Raw genomic sequence first — 22,192 nt, 5'->3', positions numbered from 1 at the left:
GACGCGAGTCTGCTCGTCGCGCCTTCAATGTGCTCACGTCACGCACCGTAAGACCGCGTGTCACTAATTGACGAGCATTCGGTGCGGTGTGTCGCGAGATCGTCAAACCTCTTCGACGGGAGACCCTCCATGAGCGGCTGACTCACGGGCGCGACGCCACTGCACGAGAAGCCCGCCGGGAACGTCCTCGACGGTCAGCGCGTAGCAGATGTGGTCGCGCCAGGCCCCGTCGATGTGGAGTTGGCGCCGCCGAATGCCTTCTTCCCGAAATCCGAGCTTTTCAACCACCCGACGGCTGGCCTGGTTCTCGGGACGGATGTTCGCCTCGAGCCGATGCAGCCCCGTGGTGAAGAAGCAGTGGTCGACGGCCATGGCGAGGGCGGTGGGGGTGATGCCCTTGCCGGCCAGCGCGCCGTCGATCCAGTAGCCGACCTGGGCGGAGCGGGCCGACCCCCACACGATCGCGCCGACGGTCAGCTGCCCCGCGAAGCGCCCCCCGTACGTGATCACCCACGGCATCGCCAGGCCCTGCCTCGCCTCGCGGCGCAGGGTGCCGACCATGGAGACGTAGGGCCCGAGGCCGGTCCTGAACAGCGGAGTCTCGGGGTTGCTCGGCTCCCAAGGACGTAGCCAGTCGGCATTGCGCAGCCGCGTCTCGCGCCACACGCGCACATCGCCCAGCCGCAGCGGCCGGAGGCCTACCGGACCGTCGTTCAGTGTCGCCGGCCAGCCACGAAGTCGATCCACACCACTCATCATCCCCCCATCGGGCATGATGTCGCCACGGATCACGGAATCGAGGTCAGCGCGGGTGATCGCCGCCCCGAACCTGATCGACCGCGTGCTGGAGAATCGGCGCGAGTACGGCGACGCCATCGCGTACGCCACCGGACGATCCGGGCAGATTCACGATCAACGTGTCACCTGCCTGGCCTGCGAGACCTCTGGACAGCACGGAGGCAGGGACCTTGTCCCGGTTCGCCAGCCGGATGGCCTCGGCTATACCGGGAATTTCCCGAGAAATTACCCGGGCGGTCATCTCCGGCGTCAGGTCCATGGGGGTCAGCCCGGTCCCTCCGGTGGTCACGATGACGTCGTATCCCTCCGCCACCCCGTCACGAAGGGCGCCTTCGACCGCCTCCCCGTCGGGCACCACCAGGGGGCCGTCCACGACCTCGCAGCCCGCCTCACGATGGAGCAGATCGGCGAGGAGTGGACCGGATTTGTCGGCATAAATCCCGGCGGACGCCCGGTTCGACACGGTGATCACGAGCGCCCGCATCACGTCGCGTCCCTGCTCCAGCGACCGGTCTTGCCGCCCAGCTTCTCCTCCACCCGCACATCGGTGATCACCGCGCCCGGATCCACCGCCTTGACCATGTCGAACAGCGCCAGCGCCGCCACCGAGACCGCCGTCAACGCCTCCATCTCCACCCCGGTGCGGTCGGCCGTCTTCACCCGGCAGGTGATCGCCACGCCCCAGTCCTCGACGTCCAGCGTGACCTTGACCCCGTGCAGCGCGATCGGATGGCAGAGCGGGATCAGGTCGGGCGTCCGTTTCGCACCCATGATCCCCGCGATCCGCGCCACCCCCAGCGCGTCCCCCTTGGGCACCTCGCCAGAGCGCAGCAGCGACACGACCTCGCCGGACAGCAGCACCCGTCCGGTGGCCGTGGCAGTCCGGGCCGACACGTCCTTGGCGGACACGTCCACCATGCGAGCGGCCCCTGTCTCATCGACATGGGTCAGCCCACTCTGCTCACTCACAGCGGAATCACCTTTACCATCGACCCCTCGGGCACTTCGGTCACGTCCTCGGCCACCACGATCAGCGCGTTCGCCGCGGCCAGGGCGGCGAGCTGGTGCGAACCCTGCCCGTGCACCGGCGTCACCGTGCCGTCGGAGGCCAGCACTCCGCGCAGGAACGACCGGCGCCCCGCAGGCGACCGCAACGGCCCGGTGACGCGAGCGGTGACCGCCTCCGGCACCTCCGCGGGAAGCCCGCGCATCCTGTCGAGCGCCGGACGTACGAACAGCATGAAAGACACGAAAGACGACACCGGGTTGCCGGGCAGCGCGAAGATCGGCACCTGGTCCTCCCCCAGCACGCCGAACCCCTGCGGCATCCCCGGCTGCATCGCCACCTTCTCGAACCGGACCGTCCCCAGCGGCGACAGAGCCTCCTTGACCGGCTCGTACGCCCCCATGGACACCCCGCCGCTGGTGATGATCGCATCGGCCCGTACCAGATGCGTGTCGAGCCGGTCGAGCAGCACCGCCGGATCGTCCCCGACGGACCCCGCCCGGAACCCCTCGCCTCCCGCCTCGCGCACGGCCGCGGTCAGCGTGAAGCTGTTGGAGTCCCAGATCTGCCCGGGAGCCAGCGGGCCGCCCGGCTCGACCAGCTCCGCGCCCGTCGAGATGACGACGACCCGGGGCCGGGGCCGCGCCCAGACCCGCCGCCGCCCCACCCCGGCGATGATCCCGAGCTGGGCCGGCCCGATCACCGTGCCCGGTTTGAGAACGACCTCGCCGGCCCCTACGTCCTCCCCTGCCCGCCGGATCGCGTTGCCGGCGCTCGCCGGACGTGTGATCCGTACGGAGACCGTCCCCCCGTCCGTCCACTCCACCGGCACCACGGCATCGGCCCCGGCAGGCATGGGAGCGCCGGTCATGATCCGTACGGCATGCCCGGGACCCACGGCCCGCAGCTCCATGGAACCGGCCGCCACATCGTCGATCACCGGCAGCGTGACGGGGACATCCGAGACGTCGGCGGCACGTACGGCATATCCGTCCATGGCCGAGTTGTCGAACGGTGGCAGCGGCACCGGCGACGAGACCTCCTCGGCCAGCGTCGCCCCCAGAGTCTGCTCCAGCTCCAGCTCGATCGGCGCCAGCGGACGGACGGTGGCCAGGATGTCAGCCAGGTGCTGATCAACCGACTTCATCGAGGAACTCCCGCAGCCACGGCAGGAACTCCGGCGCAAGATCCTCCCGATCCGCCGCGAACTTCACCACCGTCCGCAGATAGTCGAGCTTGTCACCGGTGTCGTACCTGCGCCCTCGGAACAGCACCCCATGCACGGGACCGCCTTCCGAGGAGCCGCGCCCGGCGAGCGTCCGCAGCGCGTCGGTGAGCTGGATCTCGCCTCCACGCCCCGGCGGCGTGTTCTCCAGCACCTCGAACACCGCCGGATCGATCACATAACGTCCGATGATCGCCCAGTTGGACGGCGCCTCGTCGGCCGGCGGCTTCTCCACCAGATCGGTCACGCGTACGACGTCGTCCTCGGCGGTCGCCTCGATGGTCGCGACGCCGTACAGGGAGACCTGCTCCTTGGGCACCTCCATCAGCGCGATCACGCTCCCACCGAACGTGTCACGCACCTCGATCATGCGCTTGAGCAGCGGGTCGCGACGGTCGATCAGGTCGTCGCCGAGCAGACAGGCGAAGGGATGGTCACCGACGTGCTGCTTGGCGCAGAGCACCGCGTGGCCGAGCCCCTTCGGCTCGCCCTGCCGTACGTAGTGAAGGGTCGCCAGCGAGGCGGGCTCGCGTACCTGGGACAGCCGGTGCTCGTCTCCCTTAGCCTCAAGGGCCTCCTCCAGCTCGAACGCGCGGTCGAAATGATCTTCGATGGACCGTTTATTCTTGCCGGTGACCATGAGCACATCGAGGAGCCCCGCCGAGGCGGCCTCCTCGACGACATACTGGATCGCGGGCTTGTCGACGATGGGCAACATCTCCTTCGGTGTCGCCTTGGTCGCCGGAAGAAACCGGGTGCCCAGACCCGCGGCGGGCACGACGGCTTTCGTCACAGGGTCGAAGTCAGCCATGAGTAGACCCTAGTGGAGGTACCTGTGGACAAGCTGAACCTGCGTCGGGAGCTGAGCTCCGCGCGTGCCTCCCTCTCCCCCGAACAACTGCGCGCAAACGCCATCAGGGTCCGCGAAACACTGCTCGACCAACCGTGGGTCCAGATGGCCGGTCTCGTGGCCTGCTACTGGTCAACGGGGTCCGAGCCGGAGACGCACGGGCTCGTGTTCGCTCTGTGGAAACATGGAGCCACCGTTATCCTCCCCGTCCTCCGTGAGGACTATGACCTGGATTGGGCGGTGTACGACGGGCCTGACTCGCTGGCCCCGGGCCGCTTCGGGATCATGGAGCCGGTCGACACCCGCCGCGGCGTCGACGCCATCCGCACTGCCGCGCTCGTGATCGTGCCCGCGCTGGCGGTGGACAGGAAGACAGGTGTACGGCTCGGACGCGGCGGCGGCTCGTACGACCGCGCCCTGGCCAGAGTCGGTCCCAACGTCCCGACGGTCGCGCTGCTCCACGAGGGGGAACTGATGGACGATCTCCCCGCGGAGCCGCATGACCGGCACGTCCGTTTTGCCGTGACACCAGAAGGACTCACTAGTCTTATGTGAACGCAGGTACGAGAGGGGGCCAGATGACGCTGGATGTCTGGCTCCTTCTTGGCGCCGCGATCGTCATCGCGGCCATCGCGTCCGTACGCGTCGCGCACCGCACCGGCCTGCCCAGTCTGCTGGTGTTCCTCGGGTTCGGCCTGGTCCTGGGCGAGGCCGGGTTCGGGATCCCCTTCGACAATCCGCAGCTCGCCCAGCAGATCGGGCTCACGGCGCTGGCGGTGATCCTGGCCGAAGGCGGCCTCACCACGAACTGGTCCCATGTGCGGCGTTCCGTCCCTTTGGCCCTGGTGCTGGCGACGGTGGGCGTGGCGGTCAGCATCGTGGTGGTGGCGCTGGTCGTACAGGGACTTCTCGGCATAGACCGAACGTCGGCGCTGATCCTCGGCGCGGTCCTGGCCTCCACGGACGCCGCCGCAGTCTTCTCCGTACTGCGCAGGCTGCCGCTGCCCGCGCGGCTCGCGGGCGTGCTGGAGGCGGAGTCCGGTTTCAACGACGCGCCCACGGTGATCGCGGTCGTGCTGCTGAGCGGGGCCTCGCAGTCGTCGCCGAGCCTGGGAACGTTCCTCTTGGAGACCTCGCTCGAGCTGATCATCGGCGCCGCGGTCGGCCTGGCCGTCGGCCCGGCAGGCGCGTACGCGCTGCGCCGCGTCGCCCTCCCCGCCTCCGGCCTCTATCCCCTCGCCGTGCTGTCGCTCACCTTCGTCTCGTACGGCGGCGCCGTGCTGCTGCACGGGTCCGGATTCCTGGCCGTCTACCTGACGGCGTTGATCCTGGGCAATTCGCGCCTGCCGCACCGGGCGGCGACCAGGGGGTTCGCGGAGGGCGCGGCGTGGCTGGCGCAGATCGGGCTGTTCGTCATGCTCGGTCTGCTGGCCAGCCCCAGCGAGATGCCGTCGGCCATCGTGCCCGGCCTGATCGCCGGCACCGTCCTCGTGCTGGTGGCGCGGCCGCTGTCCGTCATGGCGAGCTCGCTGCTGTCGTGGGTGCTGCGGGTCGGCCGCGTGACCTGGCGTGACCAGGCGTTCCTGTCGTGGGCGGGGCTGCGCGGCGCGATCCCGATCGTGCTGGCGACCATTCCGTGGGCGTCCGGCGTCGAAGGGTCCAAGGAGATCTTCAACGAGGTCTTCGTGATCGTCATCGTGTTCACCCTGCTCCAGGGGCCGACGCTGCCGTTCGTGGCCCGGCTGCTCGGCGTGGCCGCGCCTGGGGAGGCGCACGATCTCGAGGTGGAGTCGGCGCCGCTGGAGGAGCTCAAGGCGGACCTGCTGCAGGTCAAGGTGCCCATCGGCTCCAAGCTGCACGGAGTGGAGGTCTTCGAGCTCCGCCTGCCCGCGGGCGCGCAGGTGACCCTGGTCGTCCGCGACGGCAAATCGTTCGTACCCGAGGGCAACACCAGGATCAGGGCGGACGACCAGCTCCTGCTGGTCACCACGGCCTCCTGCCGCGACCAGGTGGAGCGCCGCCTGCGCGCGGTGAGCCGCAGCGGCAAGCTGGCCGGTTGGTACGGCGAGCGGGGACTGGAATAGGCGTTTGACCTAATCGGTTAGCATTAGCAGTCGCATCCCTCGAGTGCCAGACCTGAAGGAGGAGCGCGTGCCGACCTACCAGTACGCCTGCAACGACTGCGGTGAGCAGCTCGAGGTCGTTCAGAAGTTCACCGACGACGCGCTGACGGTTTGCCCAGCTTGCCAGGGAAACCTGCGGAAGGTCTTCTCCGCTGTCGGCATCGTGTTCAAGGGCTCGGGCTTCTACCGGACTGACAACCGCTCGTCCTCGACCTCGGCTTCCACCACTTCTTCCTCGTCGTCGTCGAAGACCTCGGAGAGCAAGTCGGAGAGCAAGTCCGCCGACACGAGCTCGTCGAAGCCTGCCGCCGCTCCGGCCGCCGCCTCCAGCTGACCTGTGCGTGGCCGCCCAGCGCGGCCACCTATGGCGAGTTATCCACAGAACGGGATTCGGGCCGCCCGGGCCCGCCGCCGATCCGGCTACTCTCTCGGCCATGGTCACTCGCGCAGACATCGGCGTCATCGGCGGATCGGGCTTCTACTCCCTGCTCGACGACGCGGAGGAGATCGAGCTCGCCACGCCTTACGGGCCCCCGAGCGATGTCGTCACGGTCGGACGCATCGGCTCGCGTTCCGTCGCGTTCATCCCCAGACACGGGCGAGATCATCGCTTCCCGCCGCACCGCATCCCCTATCGCGCCAACCTCTGGGCGCTGCGCTCCCTGGGCGTCCGACAGGTGCTCGCGCCCAGCGCCGTAGGCTCGCTCAGACCGGAGTACGGCCCCGGCGCCATGGTCATCCCCGACCAGCTCGTAGATCGCACCTCAGGGCGCGTACAGACCTATTACGACATCGACGGCGCGGTCCATGTCTCCTTCGCCGACCCCTACTGCCCGTCAGGCCGCGCCACCGCGGTGGAGACCGCCCGCGCCGCCGGCTGGGAGACCGTCGACGGCGGCACCCTGGTGGTCATCGAAGGCCCGCGCTTCTCGACCCGGGCCGAGTCGCAGTGGTTCGCCGGCAACGGCTGGTCGATCGTCGGCATGACCGGGTTCCCCGAGTCGATCCTGGCCCGCGAGCTGGCCCTCTGCTACACGTCGCTCTCCCTGGTGACCGACCACGACGCCGGGGTGGAGGCCGGCCAGGGCGTCACGCACGACGAGGTCCTCGAGTTCTTCGCCCAGAATGTCACGCGCATGCGCACCCTGGTGGCGGAGGCCGTGCAGGCCCTGCCCGAGGAGCGCACATGCCCCTGCGGCACGGCCCTCGACGGGATCAAGCTCCCCTTCGAGCTGCCGTGATCCAGTCCTGGCTGACCCGCTACGGCCGCCGTCGCCGCCTCATCGCGGCGGCGCTGGCCGCCCTCGCCGTCATGTCCGCATTCGTCGCCACCCGCCCCACCCCCGAGGCCACCGTCCTGGTGGCGACCCGCGACCTGTCCCCCGGCCCTCTCAGCCCGGGCGACTTCGTCCCCGCCTCGCTCAACCATCCACCCACCGGCGCCGTACGCGCGGCCGCGGCGGGCCAGGTGCTGGCGAGCCCCATGCGCAAGGGCGAGCCGCTGACCGACGTCCGTCTCCTCCAGTCGTTCCGCCTGCCGCCCGGCATGGTGGCCACACCTGTGCGCATAGCCGACGCGGCTGCCGCGAAGCTCCTCTCCCCCGGCGCCACGATCACCGTCCTGGCCACGTGGGAGGAAGCCCAGCCGGCCCGCCCTGTGGCCGAGGAGGTACGGGTCATCACCATCCCACCGCCGGCCCAGGCTGCGAGCGAGGCCCACGGCGCCCTGGTGGTGCTGGCGACCACTCCCACCCAGGCGGCAGAGCTGGCGGCGGCCCAGACCACCGGCCATCTCTCGATCACCATGAAACCCAACTTAACGTAATCGATCGATTACGATTCCCCCATGAACGGACTCAAGAGGTTCCTCATGCAGGGAAGCGTCATCGACCTGGCCGCGGCGTTCGCCATCGGTGCGGCCTTCACCTCGGTCGTGCAGTCGTTCGTGGCCGACGTCCTCACGCCGCTGATCTCGGCCCTCGGAGGCCTGCCCGACTTCTCCACACTCAAGATCACAGTGGGCCGATCCGACTTCACGTACGGCCACTTCGTCAACGCGGCCATCTCGTTCCTGATGATCTCCGCAGCGATCTACTTCCTGGTGATGAGGCCGTACAAACATCACAGAGACCGCACCGCAGCCAAGATAGGGTCCAGAACCCGCGACTGCCCCGAATGCCTGTCGAAGATCCCGAAGGCGGCGTCCCGCTGCGCCTTCTGCACCGCGCAGATGGCTTAGGACCAGCCGCTAGAGCAGCGAATTGCTCTTCGGGTCATACTCCCAGTGCCATGGCTCGAACGGGCCGGTGTAGGCCCAGGAGGGATGGAACCACCCATACTTCTTGGAGTTCCGCTCCATCCAGACGAACTCCGTGGACCCGGACCTCTCCACCCCGCCACACAGGTCCACGGCCAGGCCGAGCCCGTGGTTACTACGCCCTGGCACGGCGGCGAACCCCGGCCGCCGGTAGTAGATCGACTGCTGCTCGGCCAGGCTCCGATAGGCGTCCCTGACGCACATGCTCTTCCCGAACCGCCGCCGATAGGCCTCGTTCAGGCTCACGAAGGCGATGGTGGCGTCGGCCCGCAGGCTGAACCCCTTCTGCTGCAACGGGCAGAGCATGGCCTTGGGAATCAGACCATTGGGATACTCGTTGGCCGTCGCCGCCCGCAGCGGGTTGCACCCCAGCGCCGCCCGCCCGACCTTGTCAACCTTGATCCCCATCTTCACGAGCGCCGCCGTGAGCGACTTCACGATCTTGTCCGACCGCTGCCGCAACGTGTCCACCTCGGCCGACTCCTGAGCCTCGGCCAGCAGGTTCCCGGCGCGGAGCTCCTGCGCCTCCGCGGCCAGCCGCTCCGCCTCCTGGTAGAGCGCGCTGGTCTGCTCGACAGCCTGCTGCCGTACGGAAAGGATCTGCGTCACATCGCTGAGCGCCCGCAGCGTGTTCTCATTCGCGCTCCCGGACACGAACGGCGTGATCCCGTCCCCCAGGAGCGGCTGCTCATACAGCAGCTCGGCCATCTGCGACACGGGCTGCCGCATCACCGCCACCCGCCGCTCCAGCTCCTGCAGCGCCGCCAGCTTCTCCTTCAGCTGCTTGTCGGATGCGGCGATGTCCGCCCGCCGCTTCTCAAGGGCCTTGGTGGCGTCCTCGAGCTCCTTGGCCGACTGCTCGGCCTCTTTCCGCAGCGCGCTGAGGCTGCCGGGATCCGGCTTCTCCTGCACCCGTACGGCCTGCGCCTGCGCGCGCCCCTGCCCGGAAGGCACCAGAAGAGAAGCCACCGCCATGACAACCGCGATCAGACCCGCTGATCGAGGGGCTGGCACGTTCGACTCCTCCGTTTGCAAACTCGTTACCCTGGTCAGGCACGCACGTTACTACAGCCCCCCGAGTGCCCGAGCCGAACTCGGGAGAGCTGTTATGAGACAAAAGACCCACCCTGTCCCGTCACCTCCACATAAGCGCCCCCGACGTACCGCCCCTCACAGATCAGGCGCGCCGGACCCCAGTACCGGGATCCCGATCTCCATCCCCGCCTGCCGCTCCTTTTCGAGGCACATATCCCACAACCAGGTATCCGCCCACTCCTCAGGACACCCGCCCTCCTGCGTCCGCACAGGAGCCGGCGTAACGGGCTCCTCATACCTGGGCTCTTCAGTAGCGACGGGACGGGGAGCCACAACGTCCTGCGGCCGCGACGCCTCGCGCACGGGCCCCGGCACACCACCCTCGTACACCCGATCCGGATGCGCCGGCGCCCGCATCAACACCGGCCCGAAGCCCAGCCTCCCGACGCCCTCCCCCAACACCACCCGGCCGCCGCCCCCCTGCTCAAACCCCCGCATCTCCCCGGCCAACAACCCCCCGGCCAGAATCGCCGGCGCCAACAACGCCCCGAACAACACGACGGGGCGCCGACGTGCTTGCTTGCATCGCCTCGTGGTCACAGGCAGACGCTATCCACGCGGGATGCGGCGGATTCTGATCACTTGTCATGCCTTTACCGCAGCTCAGAGCTCCCATAACCAACCCCACCAAACTGACCCCGGCCCTACGTCCCACGCAGTGCCAGACTTTCGCTAGGCTTACGAGAGTCCGCCTCCGTAGCTCAGGGGATAGAGCACCGCTCTCCTAAAGCGGGTGCCGCAGGTTCGAATCCTGCCGGGGGCACTCTTCTTCACCAGGCATTTCAGCCTCTGACCTGCGGTTTTCCTGCCGCAGGTCTTTTGCTTGTCAGGCGCAGGTAGGTCGCCGAGAGCATCCATATGCAGCCGTAGGACCATGATCCGGGGATATGCTCGGGATGATCTTGATGGTGTACCCCCAGGTCAGACCTCAATTCTGAGTCATTCAGGTCTCCAGCAACCACCACGATCATCAGGCCAGCGTGACCGGGACACGTCACGCCGAACGCCGACAGCCCCCGCCACCGAAGCGAATCCAACTTGATCGGTGTCCGCCTCCGGCCGTACCTCGCTGGACGCGAAACATAGCAACTCGGCTCCCACCCGACTTGGGATCAGGTGGCCCCTTTCTGTAGCCATCGTGCCAAAGCACCCCGGGAGACGACTGCGGGCTGCCAAGCTTGGGCAGGTGGCAAAGAAACCCCTCGCTCGCAACCGAAGAGAAGTCCTTCCCCCGAGCGAAATGGGGGGCGTCCGCTTGACGCCGATCGGCGTGGCCATAGCAGGCGCCTTGCTGCTGGCCGTTGTTGGAGTAGCCGGCCTGGTCACGGCTCTGCTGCTTGTCTGGGGAGCTCCCGTGATGGAGCGGACCCCCACGCTGTCACTTGCGAGCCTCCTGGAAATGATCAAAATCTCTGGCGCCTCAGTCGCCGGAGTCGGCGGCGTGATCGCGCTCGTTGTGGCCTACCGGCGGCAGCGCGTGGTTGAGACGACTTCCGCGCTCGAGCATTCCAAGGAGGACCGTGAACGCTCTCGTGTGTTCAACGAACGCTTCGCAACCGCCTGCGGCCAGCTCGGCGAGGACAACGCGGCGGTGCGGCTGGCAGGCGTCCATGCGCTCGCCGGGCTCGCTGACGACTGGCCTGCTGGCCGTCAGACGTGCATCGACGTACTGTGCGCCTACCTACGCATGCCCTACGAGATCAGCCCCGAGCCAGATGCCTCCATGGAACACCGGCTCCATCTGCGGTCGATGACCGAGGTCAGACGCACGATCTGGCGGATCATCGGAGCTCACCTGCGGCTGGAGGCAGGACCGTCGTGGCGCGGGCACGACTTCGACTTCACCGGCGCCATGATCGACTGCGATGTCCCCTTCTTCGGGGTGCGGCTTTCAGCCGGCACGCTGATGTTCAACGGTGCCCAGATCGTCAGTGGAAACGTCTGGTTCCACAACGCCGAGTTCTCAGGCTGTGAGGTGGTCTTGTCCAACATGGAGTTGATCGGAGGCGAGCTGTCGTTCCAGGGCGCAACATTCTCCAACGGCGTGATTTGGCTGGTGGGCGCGGAGTTCCGCGGCGGAGAGGTGTCCTTTGGACATGCCGACTTCTGCGGTGCCGAGGTCTGGTTCCACAACGCACAATTCGGCGGGAGCAAGGCGTGGTTCGACCAGGCACGGTTCGGCAACGGTAAGGCCTATTTCGGCACAGCGACGTTCAACGGGAGCGAGGTCACCTTCGAAGGGGCACGGTTCGAAGGCGGCGAAGTGGATCTGCGAGCCGCCTCCGGCGTGGCCCCCTCCTCGTTCGGACTGCCCGCCGCCGCTCCTGGTCTACTTCTGCCTCCTCCGGAGGAGTGCACTGTTCACCAGGATCCGGATCAGTAGGGCGTGCGATGGCGCTTCCGCGGACACGTTCGTCTCGGAAGTGGCAGCGGTGTTCAGCCGGACCACTAGATCGACATCCGGTCAGCCCCAACCTTTCGTGGTCTGATCTGGCCGGAATTGGCCAACACCAGCCGCTCCACCAGGGCGCTTGAGGCGAAGATCCCGGTGTCCAGCTGGGCGAGGCAGGTCGTCATGCCCCAGTGGGAGCCCGTCCTGTCGATCAACACTCAGCAGGATGGGGGCATTCTTGTCGAGACCGAGCCAGGACTGTTCGCTCAGCCTCGCCCCCCAGCCCGACTGATAACGCCCTGACCAGCCCGCCTTCCCTAAGGCAAAGGACGAAAAGGGCATCAACTCGCGCGATGCCCACTCCGACCTCAACAAAGGGCCCAAGTGTTCGATTGACTCTGTATGGCGCTGAGATGGCCGTAGACGCCTGCAACCCGCGCTCCGCCCTTCGATGCCAACACCAAAGGAAAAATGAGATGCGGTAACCGCAAATTATCGGGATCTAAAACGGCGAAAATAACGGCACCGCATAAGCACATACGGACGGTGGAAAAGATGGCAGCAAAAATGGTCGACAGAACGGTGGAGTGAACGGGCGCGCGTAGCGCCTAGCGCGGGGTGCACCACGCGGCCGACCTGGCGCACGAGTACGGCGCTGCGCTGCCGACGTGGACAGTGTGGAGTTGACTGGTTAACCAGTCCACTGATCTTCCGAGCGCTACGACGCTACAGATTCTTTGTAGCACCGTAGGGTTCTGTAGGAACTCGGGAATGCCCGGCAAACGGAAGCGGCACGGGTTACGATGTCGCACGAGAAAAGCCCAACCCCTGGCACGGGGTTGGGCTATTCACGGGTCCGGCCGGGGCCCGGCGCGAACATCATTAAGATATGACCACTCTTAAGGATAGCGCGCTAACCCCAGGTCGGGCCCTCGTTCCCCAAGTTAGGAGGGCTCGCTTTGAGGCGCGTCAAGATCATTATTGAGATTCCTGCGTGGGTCATCCACCTGGCGTGGGCGGCTGTCGCCACCGCCGCTGCGGTGGTGTTGGCGAAGTCGGGTGCGACCATCGGGTTCGCCATCGGCAGCAAGTAGCGCTTGGACACAGTGGAGGCGGCCGTTGTGCGATGTGGTCGCCTTCACTGTGTCCAACTGCCTGGCGTCCTTACGTGCCTCGTTTGCAGGGGCCGAGGTGTCCTTGATCTGGGATTGGATGGCGACGACGCCTTGGGCTCCCCGCGGCAATGTGAGGTGGACCGGAGACAAGCTTGTCTGCGCCCTGTCCGTTAATCACCCATGGTTCCGCCAGTGCGCCCGTCCGGTGGAGCGTGGAAGGTGGATCCTTCGATACGCCCAGCCTGGATGACCAGGCCTGACCGAACTCGACCGCTGATGTGGTTATAAACGGTGCCCGCTGATGGAGCCGGAAGGTTCTGCAGCTCCTCAACGAGGCTGGGATCTCGTCTAAGCAGGGGCAATAGGCGGGTGCGCCATTCCGCCTCGATCGTCGCCACCCGCGTGTCATCGCCGCTCGCGAGGGCGTACAGGAGGGCGGCGCGGGAGCTCTCCAGCTCCTGCAGCAGGTTGCCTTCCTCATCGTCACCCCGACCGAGCATGTGCGTGAGTCTCCCTTTCACCTGCGTCCAGGCATCGGAAATCATCAAGGTGATCAAGGTCGTGGCACCGGAGGTGGCCAATGCGATCAGTTCGGCTTCCATGGTCTCCTCAGTTCTGTTCGTAACGACCGTCCTGCCGGTAGTCGTCTTGGTCGTCCTGGAAGGCATCCGGCTTGTTGGCCGTGGTGTCCGGTGGCACATCGTCGTCATAGGCGGCTCCAGGGTCGGCCAGGCCGAACCTGAGTAAGATCTCATCGGCCACATCGGCCCGGCCGTATTTGCTGACCAGCATGGCGATCTGGTGGATGAATAGGTCTCTCTGCTCCTGTAGATCGAGGGTGCGGAGGAAGGCGGCCAGGCAGTCGGCCGGTGAAGCGCCGTTCGTGGACGGCTTCTCGCCGTAATGTCCGAAGGGCAGGCTCGTGTAGGTGGCCGGCTCGGGCATTTCCTTGTTGTTGGCCGCCGATGACAACGTGGCGAGCAGGCCTATGTCGTTCACCGTCTTCTCCACATGGTCGTCGTTCTTGACGAGCCACCAGACGACCGCACTGCCGGTGTCCTTAAGCACGTCCTCGCCGAGGTACTCGCGTTTGCTCTGCTCGTACTTGCGGTCGTGTTCCCAGACCACTCGGTCCTTGCGCACCATGGCGAGCTTGTCCAGACGTTCCTGATCCTGGGTGGAAAGAGTGACCTGCACGGATTCGGCCATCGCCTGTACATAGCCGGTGGCGTCGTCCCGCATCGTGCCCAGGACGCCGCCCAGCTCATGCGCGACGAGCGCGGCCCGTCCCGGCTCCCGGCGTTCGGTGATATCCCTGGCACGCCTGAGTATCGCGTCCACGGCCAATGCCGCGGGATTGACCAGCGTGTTGTCCCACGATTGCTTGAGGGGTGACCAGAGAACCGTCGCGGAGAACAGGAAGTCGTAGTCCTCTTCCTGGCTTGGCAACGGGACCTGCTCGACCCGCTGTTCACGGGGCTCGATCGGAGGCGGCGGAGGAGGTACGTAGAGGGTCGACGGCTCTACCGGACCGTGCCTCCCGCGCTGGCCCCAGAGCCTGAACAGCAGTACCGTCAAGGCCACAAGCGCGATCCCGACGGCTGTGAGCCATATCCCACGCGGAGCGAAGGCAATGAGGCCGGCCAGCAGGATCCCACCGACGGCGAACGCGTAGATCGTGACCGTGTTACGGCCGGAGCTCATGATGTACTCCACATGGTTGATCAAGTGACCTGGATGCCTTGGGCGGTGCAGATCTTCCGCAGGACGAGATCGACGAAGGCGGCGGAGCGCTCCCGGCCGCCCGCGATGAAGCGGGGCAGGGCGCGGGCTTCGGTGTAAAGGCGGCCCAGGACACCGCCGCGCTGCTCGCCTCCGGCGACGAGGACGCCGATGAGGGCGTCACGGTGTCGATCGTCATGGAAGGCCGCGATGAGCCATTGGCGCAACCCTGGTTTCCAGGCCACCTCACCGCGTTCGTGAAAGGCGCGCCTCCACCCCTCGGCCAGCATGTCGCGAACGTCTGCTTCGGCGATCAGCGGCCGGTTGCGGTTCACGGGATCAGTGAACGCCGCGGGATTAGCCAATTCTAGGAAGAGATCGATGTCAATGTCCCATTGCCTGCCGACCGTGGGGAGCCGGGTGAGCCGCTGGAGAAGGTGCCGGAGCATCCATGGGTCACCGGCCACCATCCCTAACAGTGCGGTTCGAGCATCCGTACTCTGGCTCTCCCGCCTGGCCAGATGGTGGAGGCGCACGATGGCCTGATCCGGGTGCGTGACGGCGATGACGTCGGTGCACATCATGATGATCACCTGGGCCAACGCCTCGGAGGTGCGGCGATCGGTCGCCCAGTTGTAGATCTGCTGGCGGAAGAATCTGCCGTGCTCTTCAACACTCAGCGCGTGTCGCAGTGCCCGGTCGGCCGCCATCTGTCTGCGGTAGGTCTTTGATCCCCTGGTCCATCCGGTAACTGAATCGACCAGTGTCTGCCGGTACCTCGGGTGCAGACACTGCTCAGCGAAGCGCATGACTAGGTCGTCGCGCTCCATTTCGTCCAGTTCCGGATGGTCGACCATCGCTGCGACCCACCGCTGTATGCCGTCACGCAATCCTGGCATGTTGTGCCAGAAGTGCGTGCGGACCGCAGCGTCGTACCCTAGCTCCCTGAAACGAACATGACGGTTGCTATCCAGCTTCGCACCGATGTGGTCCAGGCTCTCGACCAGATCGGAACGCTCCAGAGTATGGCGCTCATCCGCATACTCGACGCTTTCAAGCAGCGCCGCGGCGGCGCTGTAGACATGGTCTACGTGGGCCTGATGCAGCATGGCCGTGGCCAGGAGCAATGCCCGTTGAGGACCGAGACGCAGCTTGGACACTGCCGTAGCGACGTCAGCGCCGCGGCCGGTGGACGCAGACTCCGCCGCCTTATACCAGGCGAGGTAGCCGGCGCCGGGCGCATTCTCGTACGCCTTCCTGACGAAACCGGCGAACCCGGCAACCTCCAGCATGGCCCTGTCGGTACTGAGGAACGCGGGCTGAGGGCTGGTAGTGGCCTCAGGGACACCCTCCAACCGCAGGTGTCGACGAAGCACCTCGTGTGCCGAGGGACGCTTGATCCAGGAGTGGAACTGCCCGAACTCCGGCCGAAGCGTTTCACTCCCTCTAACGGGCAGCACGACCACCAGCAGAGCGCCGTGCTGATCGACGCGCTTGCGCAAAGACGAAAGATCTTCCTGGAGGGCGTGCCAGGTCCCCTCGTCGGCACGTGACAGGTCGAGCCACACGCGATCATCGTCGACGATGAAATCCGGCTCCACCTGGTACTTTCCGTTCTCGTCCTCCCAGGACAGCTCGTAGAATCGCTCGCCGCCTGAGGACAACTCGCGTAAGAGCACCTTGGCTGCGGTAGTTCTGCCGCTGCCCGGCTCTCCGTCAAGGAGCAAAAGCCGGTGTGTCGCCAGGGTTTCGTGCGCCTGACCGTAGCCGGGAGGGTGCACAAAGCGCTGCCAGAGCCAATCCAGATCCTTGATGGAGGTCAAGCGTGCTTTCCGGCTTCGAGCTTCCGCATCGGCCATGATCGCCGTGTAGTACAAGTTGCCTGCCCCCGCATGGACGGGCCCGTGAACGTCCGAGATGTGAGGCGGCACGGGGCCGGTCAACGCTCGTCCTCCCCCTCCTCTTTGCGGGGCGAGCCCCCGAAGTCATGTCGGATTCCGCCCTGGTTGTCGCCCGCGATGTACGTCGCTCCTGTCCCCGAGACATGCGGGGAGTTGTGATAAAGGTCGCCTCTGCCAGTGTGGATCGGCCCTTGGTTTCCCTTGATGACGGTGCCGGCGACGTCGCCTGTGAATTCCCGGCTCTGGACAACATTCCCGCGCACCTCGTCGACCGAGTTACGCACCTCGCCCACCTCCGGCTCCTGATGTGCGATCCGATCCGCGGTCTTGAGCTCGGGCACTTTCGCGGCGAGCAGGTTCCCGATGCGCGTCAGACCTGCTTGGAGGTCATGTAGGTCCAGTCGGACCGACTGGACGTCGGCTAGCCGCTGCAACTCCGCAGGCAGGTCGGCGGGGTTCAGCCGCTCAGTCTTCCGCCCATCCAGGACTGGGATCACTTCAATGCCGCAGGTGAAGGCTTCCAGGATCTCCTTGCGAACCCAGTCGCTTTCGTTGTGCAGTTTGGGGTGCTTGGACCAGCTCTCGCCGATGACAGCCAGCACGACGGAGCTGCGGCGTATCGCGCTGATCAGCTCTTCCTGATATACGGCTCCTGGCTGAATGGACTTGGAGGCGCGGAAGAAGTGTTCGGTGCCGAAGCGGTGAGAGAGGTCCCGCTCGAGCAGGCCTGCGATCTTCTCGCCATCCCCAGTGCGGTAGTTGATGAACACCTCGTTCGCCACTTGATACCTCTTCTCTGGGTCTACGGATTGACGGCGTCGAAGGCCGCGCCGAGCTCGGGCGCCAGCTGGCGCACCGCCGCGTTATTCGGGTGCCGAGCCAGCGTTCGCGCGAGCTTGCGCATGTCCTGAGCGATGGTCGCTGAGCTCACGGCCATGGCGCTGCCGAGCAGCTGCCCTATCAGATGACAGGCCTGCTCGATCTCGCCCGCCACTGCATGGGCAAGCGCGTGGCGCATGCCATAGCGGACCTGTGTGCGCAGCGCCTGTGGCGGTACCAGGGCGATCTGCCGGCCGATAATCTCAGCCGCAGGCTGAGGACGTCCGAGGTCGTACAAACACCAACCCTTGATCATCTCTACCGGGTCGGACAGGTTCATAGTGCCGATGGTGGGCGTATTCGGTTGCGGCGTCTCCCGGGCGAGCAATGAGCGAGCCCTGTCGAGGCTGCGCATGCAAGCGTCGTAGTCACCGGCGAGGGCGTGGCCCTGGGCTTCACGCTGCGCGGCTAATCCACGGATGCGCGGCGGCAGCCTGCTGGCCTGTGCCTGCCTGGCCAGCGCTATTGTCTGTACGGCGTCGTCGCGATACAGCTTGACCAGGGCGCGGCGGACGTGCCCGTACGCGGCCATATCACCATCGCCACCAGCTGCGGCGAGGTCAATCGCCCGCTGCGTCCACCACAATGCGGCCTCATCATTTCCGGCTTCTTGCATCATCCATCCGGTGTATTCGGCATACCGCGAGGCCAGCCGGAGGAGCCCTTCGCGAGTAGGTGGCCTCGTACGAGAGGACAGCTCCTGCAGCGAATGCGTCTGAGCAATGAGGGCCGGTAACACCAGGCCCGGGCCCGCCACCTGGCCGAGCTGCCGATAGTGGTCGAACAGAGCCCTGGACATGCCCAGCAGAGTCGTGTCGGCGGAGAAGGTGATGTCCGGAGGACCGATGCTCATACCGGCGACCGACGCGACACCCATAGCCATCATCTGCCGACGGCTCAATGGTTGGAACCAGCTCTGCCCGTCACTGGACAACCGCATCAACCACACCTCCTCCTCCCCGCTGTTATGTGCCTCGATGGCCTCCGTGTTGATAGGCCGAATGGGGGCAAGGGTCGCGAGGTCGCCCCCAGCGTCAAGCGCGGTGTCACACAGGCGCGCCAGCTCCCGGCTTGGCGCTTTCAGCCCTCGCTCGACCTTGCTCAACTGAGCCTTGCTGTAATGGACGAGCTTGGACAGGCTCGTGAGTGTGAGACCGGCGGCTAGACGTCGCCTGCGAAGTTCCCGGCCGAAGCTGAGCGGCTCCTGAACCACCTGGACCTCCCTCGCAGTCCGCTGCAGCCGAGAGTCACTGCTTGTAAGAGTGCGTCAGCGGTGCCGGTCGAACAAGCCCCGCTATCGTGTTTCCCGTTTCCACCTGCGCGCCCGCGTCTGGCCGGCCAGGCAGAGCTGTGGCGGCCCCTGATCGCCTGGCCGTATCTCACTGCGGCGGGTGCCGGGTGGACTGTTATGACGGCGTTCGCGGCAGCGCGGATTGACCTCTATCACGGCTCGCTATAGCAGGAACGAATTGGATGTACGAGCGGGGACTGGTCAGATAAGGTCCGAATCGTGCGCCTGAGTGCGTTATCTAGGGCAGTTGCCGCGATACTTGCCTGTTTCGCGGTCCTAGCAGGCTGTTCGGGAGAGTCGGACCCGCCAACGTTTGATGAGTCGACCCGCCAACTCGTGAGCGACGGGGACGCACTAATGTCGCTGATTGAGTCAGACCTGACGGGGCTGACGAAGGAGCGGGCCGACCAGGACCGGACGACTTCATGCAGCACAGGCCAATCCCAGCGATATTTCGTGGCCAAGGGGAACTTTGCTGACCCGGCCAGGCAGGATCCGCTCAGCCGTATCGCGCTGCTGAAAGGCAAGCTTGACACCATGGGGTACCGGGAGGTTGTGGATGAACTCGACCTCTCAGAGGACGATCTCGGCGTGACGGTGGTAGTCAACGACAAGGCCAAGCTGACCTTTGTGCTCCTAGGGCGCTTGTCCGACACTCCCAATCTCGTGATCGTCGGAAAGACGGAGTGCTATCCCCGCAACGGCTGAAGCCGCTTACATTGGATCCGACACTTGAGCGGCCTCCTCGCGGAGTTGCCTGGCGCGGCGGCGGAGGTTCTCGGCAGTGGCCAAGCAGCCGTTTTCGAGGTTGGCCATCTGGCGCCTGAGCTGGACGGCGTGGGTGAGGTACCGGTCTGCGGCCGGTCCCTTCCAGAACGACTCACTGCCGCTTCGTTCCGACGGGATACCGGCAAACACGTCGGCAAGGGTCTTGGCATATCGAATGAAGGTAGTGGCGAGTGCCTCCTTCTCCGCCGCCTCACGAAGCAGTTGGTGTTTGATCGGCATGGTCAGCCACCCCGTATCCTTAGTGCTTCAGTCAAGGCGCTCAGGAGCCGTCCCTTGATCGCCTCTCGCATCATGGCTCTGTCTGCCGCCCCGAGCGGCGGCTGCCCATGGGCCTTGAGCGACTCAGCCAGGAAAGCCACCTGCTGTTCCACCAGCTTGTTGGCAACGGCATCGGCTGTCTCAGGCGTCTTCTTATCGAGATAGTCCGTGATCATGTCCTTCATGACGTCTTTGAAGTCGTCGAGAGCCTTGTCCTTGCCAGTCGAGACGAGCGCGCTCTCTATGGGCAGGTACTTGTTGTTGAAGTAATCGACGGGCATGAGGACGTAACCGGCTATCTGTTCGGCGTATTCGTCGTCGCTCCACTCCGCGTACGTTGAGCCTGACAGCAAGAGGTTCGCCATCGCCCCCGTGCGTTCGGCGAGGTTCACGTGTGCTTCTCGGCTGTAGGAGTCCGGGGCGAAGGGATGGAAGCGACCCATGTCCAGTTCCTTGGTGTACTCCTTCGCCGCCTTCATCAACGTGTCGGCTGCGGCTGGGTCCTGCATCAGCGCACCCATGAAGCGGGCGCTCACGGTGGCGTCCAGCTTGTCCCACGGCGGTCCAGGTTTCAGATAAGGCACCTCCGGCGAATTGCGCACAGCCTGTCCTCGGGCGAGCTTGTCGAGGATAGGCTTTATGTCCTGGGCCAGCATTCGGCTGATAGGCGAGTTGGCGAAGGTTCCGAGACTGCCGCCGACCCAGAGACTGTTCTCGGATCCGATGCTGTTGATGACGGTGAGCCAAGCCCGATCTCGCGCGTCGTCCGTCCCGGAGCCAGGCTTCAACGCGCCATGAAGAGCCTTCGCCAGCATTTCCTCATACGCGGGAACACCAGTCGACCTGATGGTGTAGGCGTCCAGCAGGACACCGGCCTCCTTGGGGTGCTCGGCCAGCAATCGCTGGAACGCCTCTGGATTGGCTTCATACGCCTTGGCCAGGTTGTACAGGTTCCAGTTGGGATCGGTGGGAAACGCGTCGGAGTTCGGAGGCCGGTTCAGCAGACTGGTCGCCACCTTGTTGAGGAACGTGCCAGACTGCGGAGCTAACCCAACAAGAGCCGTCAGGATGTCCGATGGGGCCGTCTCGGCCATCTTCTGCCACTCGTTTCCGAGTCGCCCGGAGCCCTCTGCGCTGGCGAAGGCCCTAGCCAGGAGGCCCGGCGAGGCATCAGCAGCCCGCTTCAGCGCGTCCGGGGTCAATCCTCTGCGGTCCCCTTTGGCTTGGGTGTTCATCCAGTCACGGAACAACTTCTCGAGTACCTCGGGGCCGAGCGCGGTAAGGAGCGTCGCGGCGTAGGCAGGATCGTCGGCCCTACCCTTGAGTGCCGCCAGCGCCTTCTCCACCTCGCTCCAGCTCTGCCCCGATAGGTACTGATCGTGGTGTTTGAGCGCTTCGGTGATGGCGGTGGCATCCCTTTTTGCCGCCTGCACTGCATCCGCCTCGCTGCTGAAGGGCAAGGTACCGGTTAGCATGCCCTTCTGCTGTGTCGGCACCACTCGTTTAAGGGTGTCGACACGCCATTTGAGGTCCTGCTGCGACTCATGGAAGAAAGCCCAGGTGCGGTGCATGGGGGTAACCCCCTCGTGGCCTGCCCAGTCCTCACCGGCCTCAGCAATCGCCGCTTCCAGCCCTGGCCGCGCCCTCCCCAGGACATCCTTTCCGGCCTCCATCTGCCGGATCAGCTTGTCTGCGCCGAGGGGATCGATCCCGACGAACTCCCCCATGGACCCTCCCGGAGGGTGTGGCTACACGCCGGGAGTTAAGCACAACGGACGTCTCGGGTAAACATGTTATGCATTCTTACAAAGAGGTTGAACCGTCTATATGCGTTTGACCGTAATAAGTCTGGACGTAGCCGAAGCTTCGCCAGGGTCGAATACCTAACCCAACAACTCATGGCAAACACGGTTGCGAATCCGGAACTCGGGACGGGAAGGTGGGAACAGCTCGTCGCACCGCGCGGAGATCAGCGAGGCCACGCGATTCCTATTGCTGTCCTTCGGATCGACGTCCCTGGTCGTTCTCGCACGATCAGCGATGATCGTGGTCTTCCTCCGTGGGGACTCCGGGACATGCCGATGGCGCTGGCGAGGCATGGCCGAGGCCGCCGATCGACGACGGTTCCCCGACGATATCGCCTGGCTCTTCGACGCTTTGAGGCTTGGGTTCGGCGTCGCCGCGGACAGCGTCTGCGGTGCAGGCGTGGACGTCGGCGGCGAGGTGGCCACAATCGAGCGTGCGCCAACGCTCTGGCGGGGTGTCGGCATCGAGACGACGTTCGATTGAGTCGAGGCGCTGTCGGTGCCCCACGCACTCGACCAGATGCCGAGGCCTACGCAGGCTAGAAAGCCAACGATGAGCGCCGACCGGGTCAGGCGAGCCCGATCTCTCAGCATTGAGGGCTCTGGTGGAGTTGGGGTCGAGTACC

General features: G+C 65.7%; 23 protein-coding genes and 1 tRNA gene. 11 read left to right on the top strand and 13 right to left on the bottom strand.

The features are described 5' to 3' along the window. Positions 1-102: 102 nt before the first annotated feature. The 5 genes from ABD830_RS47155 to galU are packed head-to-tail and all read right to left on the bottom strand — an operon-like array spanning position 103 to position 3,840. Positions 103-756, bottom strand: a complete 654-nt coding sequence (locus tag ABD830_RS47155) for a GNAT family N-acetyltransferase (RefSeq protein WP_345001997.1) — start codon at positions 754-756, stop codon at positions 103-105. 46 nt (positions 757-802) lie between these two features. Beyond that, entirely contained in the window at positions 803-1,282 is a 480-nt protein-coding gene (locus tag ABD830_RS47150) for a MogA/MoaB family molybdenum cofactor biosynthesis protein (RefSeq protein ID WP_345002260.1), read from the bottom strand. Further along, positions 1,282-1,767 (bottom strand): cyclic pyranopterin monophosphate synthase MoaC, encoded by a 486-nt coding sequence (gene moaC / locus ABD830_RS47145; protein ID WP_345001995.1) that lies wholly within the window; start codon positions 1,765-1,767, stop codon positions 1,282-1,284. Before moaC ends, ABD830_RS47150 begins: the two co-directional genes overlap by 1 nt. Further along, on the bottom strand, positions 1,764-2,951 hold the full coding sequence (gene glp, locus ABD830_RS47140) for a molybdotransferase-like divisome protein Glp (RefSeq protein ID WP_345001993.1): 1,188 nt from the start codon (positions 2,949-2,951) through the stop codon (positions 1,764-1,766). Before glp ends, moaC begins: the two co-directional genes overlap by 4 nt. Beyond that, on the bottom strand, positions 2,938-3,840 hold the full coding sequence (galU, locus tag ABD830_RS47135) for a UTP--glucose-1-phosphate uridylyltransferase GalU (protein ID WP_345001991.1): 903 nt from the start codon (positions 3,838-3,840) through the stop codon (positions 2,938-2,940). The genes glp and galU overlap by 14 nt, the downstream gene beginning before the upstream one ends. 24 nt (positions 3,841-3,864) lie before the next feature. Between galU and ABD830_RS47130 the strand changes: the two genes are divergently transcribed. The 6 genes from ABD830_RS47130 to mscL all read left to right on the top strand — a co-directional run bounded on the left by ABD830_RS47130 (position 3,865) and on the right by mscL (position 8,241). Next, complete coding sequence (locus ABD830_RS47130; protein WP_345001989.1) at positions 3,865-4,434, top strand: 5-formyltetrahydrofolate cyclo-ligase; 570 nt, start codon at positions 3,865-3,867, stop codon at positions 4,432-4,434. Between the two features lie 23 nt (positions 4,435-4,457). After that, on the top strand, positions 4,458-5,963 hold the full coding sequence (locus ABD830_RS47125; RefSeq protein ID WP_345001987.1) for a potassium/proton antiporter: 1,506 nt from the start codon (positions 4,458-4,460) through the stop codon (positions 5,961-5,963). Between the two features lie 43 nt (positions 5,964-6,006). Continuing rightward, positions 6,007-6,336, top strand: a complete 330-nt coding sequence (locus ABD830_RS47120) for an FmdB family zinc ribbon protein (protein WP_345001985.1) — start codon at positions 6,007-6,009, stop codon at positions 6,334-6,336. A 100-nt stretch (positions 6,337-6,436) separates the two neighbouring features. After that, positions 6,437-7,243, top strand: a complete 807-nt coding sequence (locus tag ABD830_RS47115) for an S-methyl-5'-thioadenosine phosphorylase (protein ID WP_345001983.1) — start codon at positions 6,437-6,439, stop codon at positions 7,241-7,243. Beyond that, the gene (locus ABD830_RS47110) at positions 7,240-7,827 is read left to right on the top strand and encodes an RcpC/CpaB family pilus assembly protein (RefSeq protein ID WP_345001981.1); all 588 of its coding nucleotides are present in this window, start codon (positions 7,240-7,242) and stop codon (positions 7,825-7,827) included. Before ABD830_RS47115 ends, ABD830_RS47110 begins: the two co-directional genes overlap by 4 nt. Before the next feature lie 21 nt (positions 7,828-7,848). Then, positions 7,849-8,241 carry a large conductance mechanosensitive channel protein MscL gene (mscL, locus tag ABD830_RS47105; protein WP_345001978.1) on the top strand — a complete coding sequence of 131 codons (393 nt, stop codon included), beginning with the start codon at positions 7,849-7,851 and terminating at the stop codon, positions 8,239-8,241. Between the two features lie 9 nt (positions 8,242-8,250). Here mscL and ABD830_RS47100 read toward each other — a convergent pair whose 3' ends face one another. Beyond that, positions 8,251-9,294, bottom strand: a complete 1,044-nt coding sequence (locus tag ABD830_RS47100) for a D-alanyl-D-alanine carboxypeptidase family protein (RefSeq protein WP_378520720.1) — start codon at positions 9,292-9,294, stop codon at positions 8,251-8,253. An 810-nt stretch (positions 9,295-10,104) separates the two neighbouring features. On the opposite strand from ABD830_RS47100, the gene ABD830_RS47095 reads away from it, so the two are divergent. From ABD830_RS47095 to ABD830_RS47085, 3 genes are all read left to right on the top strand, one after another. Further along, positions 10,105-10,177 (top strand) — tRNA-Arg (locus ABD830_RS47095). 492 nt (positions 10,178-10,669) lie between these two features. Continuing rightward, positions 10,670-11,797, top strand: coding sequence for a pentapeptide repeat-containing protein (locus ABD830_RS47090; RefSeq protein WP_345001974.1), 1,128 nt, complete (start codon positions 10,670-10,672; stop codon positions 11,795-11,797). 968 nt (positions 11,798-12,765) lie between these two features. Further along, on the top strand, positions 12,766-12,900 hold the full coding sequence (locus tag ABD830_RS47085) for a hypothetical protein (protein ID WP_345001972.1): 135 nt from the start codon (positions 12,766-12,768) through the stop codon (positions 12,898-12,900). Between the two features lie 191 nt (positions 12,901-13,091). On the opposite strand, the gene ABD830_RS47080 is transcribed toward ABD830_RS47085, so the two are convergent. The 5 genes from ABD830_RS47080 to ABD830_RS47060 all read right to left on the bottom strand — a co-directional run bounded on the left by ABD830_RS47080 (position 13,092) and on the right by ABD830_RS47060 (position 18,636). After that, on the bottom strand, positions 13,092-13,523 hold the full coding sequence (locus tag ABD830_RS47080; protein ID WP_345001969.1) for a hypothetical protein: 432 nt from the start codon (positions 13,521-13,523) through the stop codon (positions 13,092-13,094). Positions 13,524-13,530: 7 nt separating this feature from the next. Further along, positions 13,531-14,625, bottom strand: coding sequence for a UbiA prenyltransferase family protein (locus ABD830_RS47075; RefSeq protein ID WP_345001967.1), 1,095 nt, complete (start codon positions 14,623-14,625; stop codon positions 13,531-13,533). Between the two features lie 20 nt (positions 14,626-14,645). Continuing rightward, positions 14,646-16,502 carry an nSTAND3 domain-containing NTPase gene (locus tag ABD830_RS47070; protein WP_345001965.1) on the bottom strand — a complete coding sequence of 619 codons (1,857 nt, stop codon included), beginning with the start codon at positions 16,500-16,502 and terminating at the stop codon, positions 14,646-14,648. 80 nt (positions 16,503-16,582) lie between these two features. Continuing rightward, positions 16,583-17,326: a toll/interleukin-1 receptor domain-containing protein gene (locus ABD830_RS47065; protein WP_345001963.1), complete on the bottom strand. Its 744-nt coding sequence runs from the start codon at positions 17,324-17,326 to the stop codon at positions 16,583-16,585. A gap of 20 nt (positions 17,327-17,346) precedes the next feature. Continuing rightward, positions 17,347-18,636, bottom strand: a complete 1,290-nt coding sequence (locus tag ABD830_RS47060; protein WP_345001961.1) for an NsdA family TPR-like regulatory protein — start codon at positions 18,634-18,636, stop codon at positions 17,347-17,349. 435 nt (positions 18,637-19,071) lie between these two features. Between ABD830_RS47060 and ABD830_RS47055 the strand changes: the two genes are divergently transcribed. Further along, on the top strand, positions 19,072-19,422 hold the full coding sequence (locus ABD830_RS47055; RefSeq protein WP_345001959.1) for a hypothetical protein: 351 nt from the start codon (positions 19,072-19,074) through the stop codon (positions 19,420-19,422). Positions 19,423-19,428: 6 nt separating this feature from the next. On the opposite strand, the gene ABD830_RS47050 is transcribed toward ABD830_RS47055, so the two are convergent. Next, on the bottom strand, positions 19,429-19,722 hold the full coding sequence (locus ABD830_RS47050; RefSeq protein ID WP_345001957.1) for a hypothetical protein: 294 nt from the start codon (positions 19,720-19,722) through the stop codon (positions 19,429-19,431). 2 nt (positions 19,723-19,724) lie between these two features. Beyond that, positions 19,725-21,488 carry a DUF6571 family protein gene (locus tag ABD830_RS47045; RefSeq protein WP_345001955.1) on the bottom strand — a complete coding sequence of 588 codons (1,764 nt, stop codon included), beginning with the start codon at positions 21,486-21,488 and terminating at the stop codon, positions 19,725-19,727. A gap of 370 nt (positions 21,489-21,858) precedes the next feature. Here ABD830_RS47045 and ABD830_RS47040 point away from each other — a divergent pair, with 370 nt between their 5' ends. Next, positions 21,859-22,050, top strand: coding sequence for a hypothetical protein (locus ABD830_RS47040; RefSeq protein WP_345001953.1), 192 nt, complete (start codon positions 21,859-21,861; stop codon positions 22,048-22,050). Positions 22,051-22,192 lie beyond the last annotated feature (142 nt).

The organism is Nonomuraea helvata (assembly GCF_039535785.1).
Classification (GTDB): domain Bacteria; phylum Actinomycetota; class Actinomycetes; order Streptosporangiales; family Streptosporangiaceae; genus Nonomuraea; species Nonomuraea helvata.
The sequence above is the reverse complement of the archived record's forward strand: the minus strand, read 5'-3'. Positions and strand labels throughout refer to the sequence as shown.

Bases quoted from the DNA above. Each gene is read 5' to 3' on its own strand.
- ABD830_RS47055 (WP_345001959.1), top strand. From the start codon at position 19,072: ATGTCGCTGATTGAGTCAGACCTGACGGGGCTGACGAAGGAGCGGGCC.
- ABD830_RS47080 (WP_345001969.1), bottom strand. From the start codon at position 13,523: ATGGAAGCCGAACTGATCGCATTGGCCACCTCCGGTGCCACGACCTTG.
- ABD830_RS47100 (WP_378520720.1), bottom strand. From the start codon at position 9,294: ATGGCGGTGGCTTCTCTTCTGGTGCCTTCCGGGCAGGGGCGCGCGCAG.
- ABD830_RS47040 (WP_345001953.1), top strand. From the start codon at position 21,859: ATGGCCGAGGCCGCCGATCGACGACGGTTCCCCGACGATATCGCCTGG.
- ABD830_RS47070 (WP_345001965.1), bottom strand. From the start codon at position 16,502: ATGGCCGATGCGGAAGCTCGAAGCCGGAAAGCACGCTTGACCTCCATC.
- ABD830_RS47150 (WP_345002260.1), bottom strand. From the start codon at position 1,282: ATGCGGGCGCTCGTGATCACCGTGTCGAACCGGGCGTCCGCCGGGATT.
- ABD830_RS47075 (WP_345001967.1), bottom strand. From the start codon at position 14,625: ATGAGCTCCGGCCGTAACACGGTCACGATCTACGCGTTCGCCGTCGGT.
- ABD830_RS47115 (WP_345001983.1), top strand. From the start codon at position 6,437: ATGGTCACTCGCGCAGACATCGGCGTCATCGGCGGATCGGGCTTCTAC.
- galU (WP_345001991.1), bottom strand. From the start codon at position 3,840: ATGGCTGACTTCGACCCTGTGACGAAAGCCGTCGTGCCCGCCGCGGGT.
- ABD830_RS47155 (WP_345001997.1), bottom strand. From the start codon at position 756: ATGAGTGGTGTGGATCGACTTCGTGGCTGGCCGGCGACACTGAACGAC.
- ABD830_RS47045 (WP_345001955.1), bottom strand. From the start codon at position 21,488: ATGGGGGAGTTCGTCGGGATCGATCCCCTCGGCGCAGACAAGCTGATC.
- ABD830_RS47050 (WP_345001957.1), bottom strand. From the start codon at position 19,722: ATGCCGATCAAACACCAACTGCTTCGTGAGGCGGCGGAGAAGGAGGCA.
- mscL (WP_345001978.1), top strand. From the start codon at position 7,849: ATGAACGGACTCAAGAGGTTCCTCATGCAGGGAAGCGTCATCGACCTG.
- ABD830_RS47125 (WP_345001987.1), top strand. From the start codon at position 4,458: ATGACGCTGGATGTCTGGCTCCTTCTTGGCGCCGCGATCGTCATCGCG.
- glp (WP_345001993.1), bottom strand. From the start codon at position 2,951: ATGAAGTCGGTTGATCAGCACCTGGCTGACATCCTGGCCACCGTCCGT.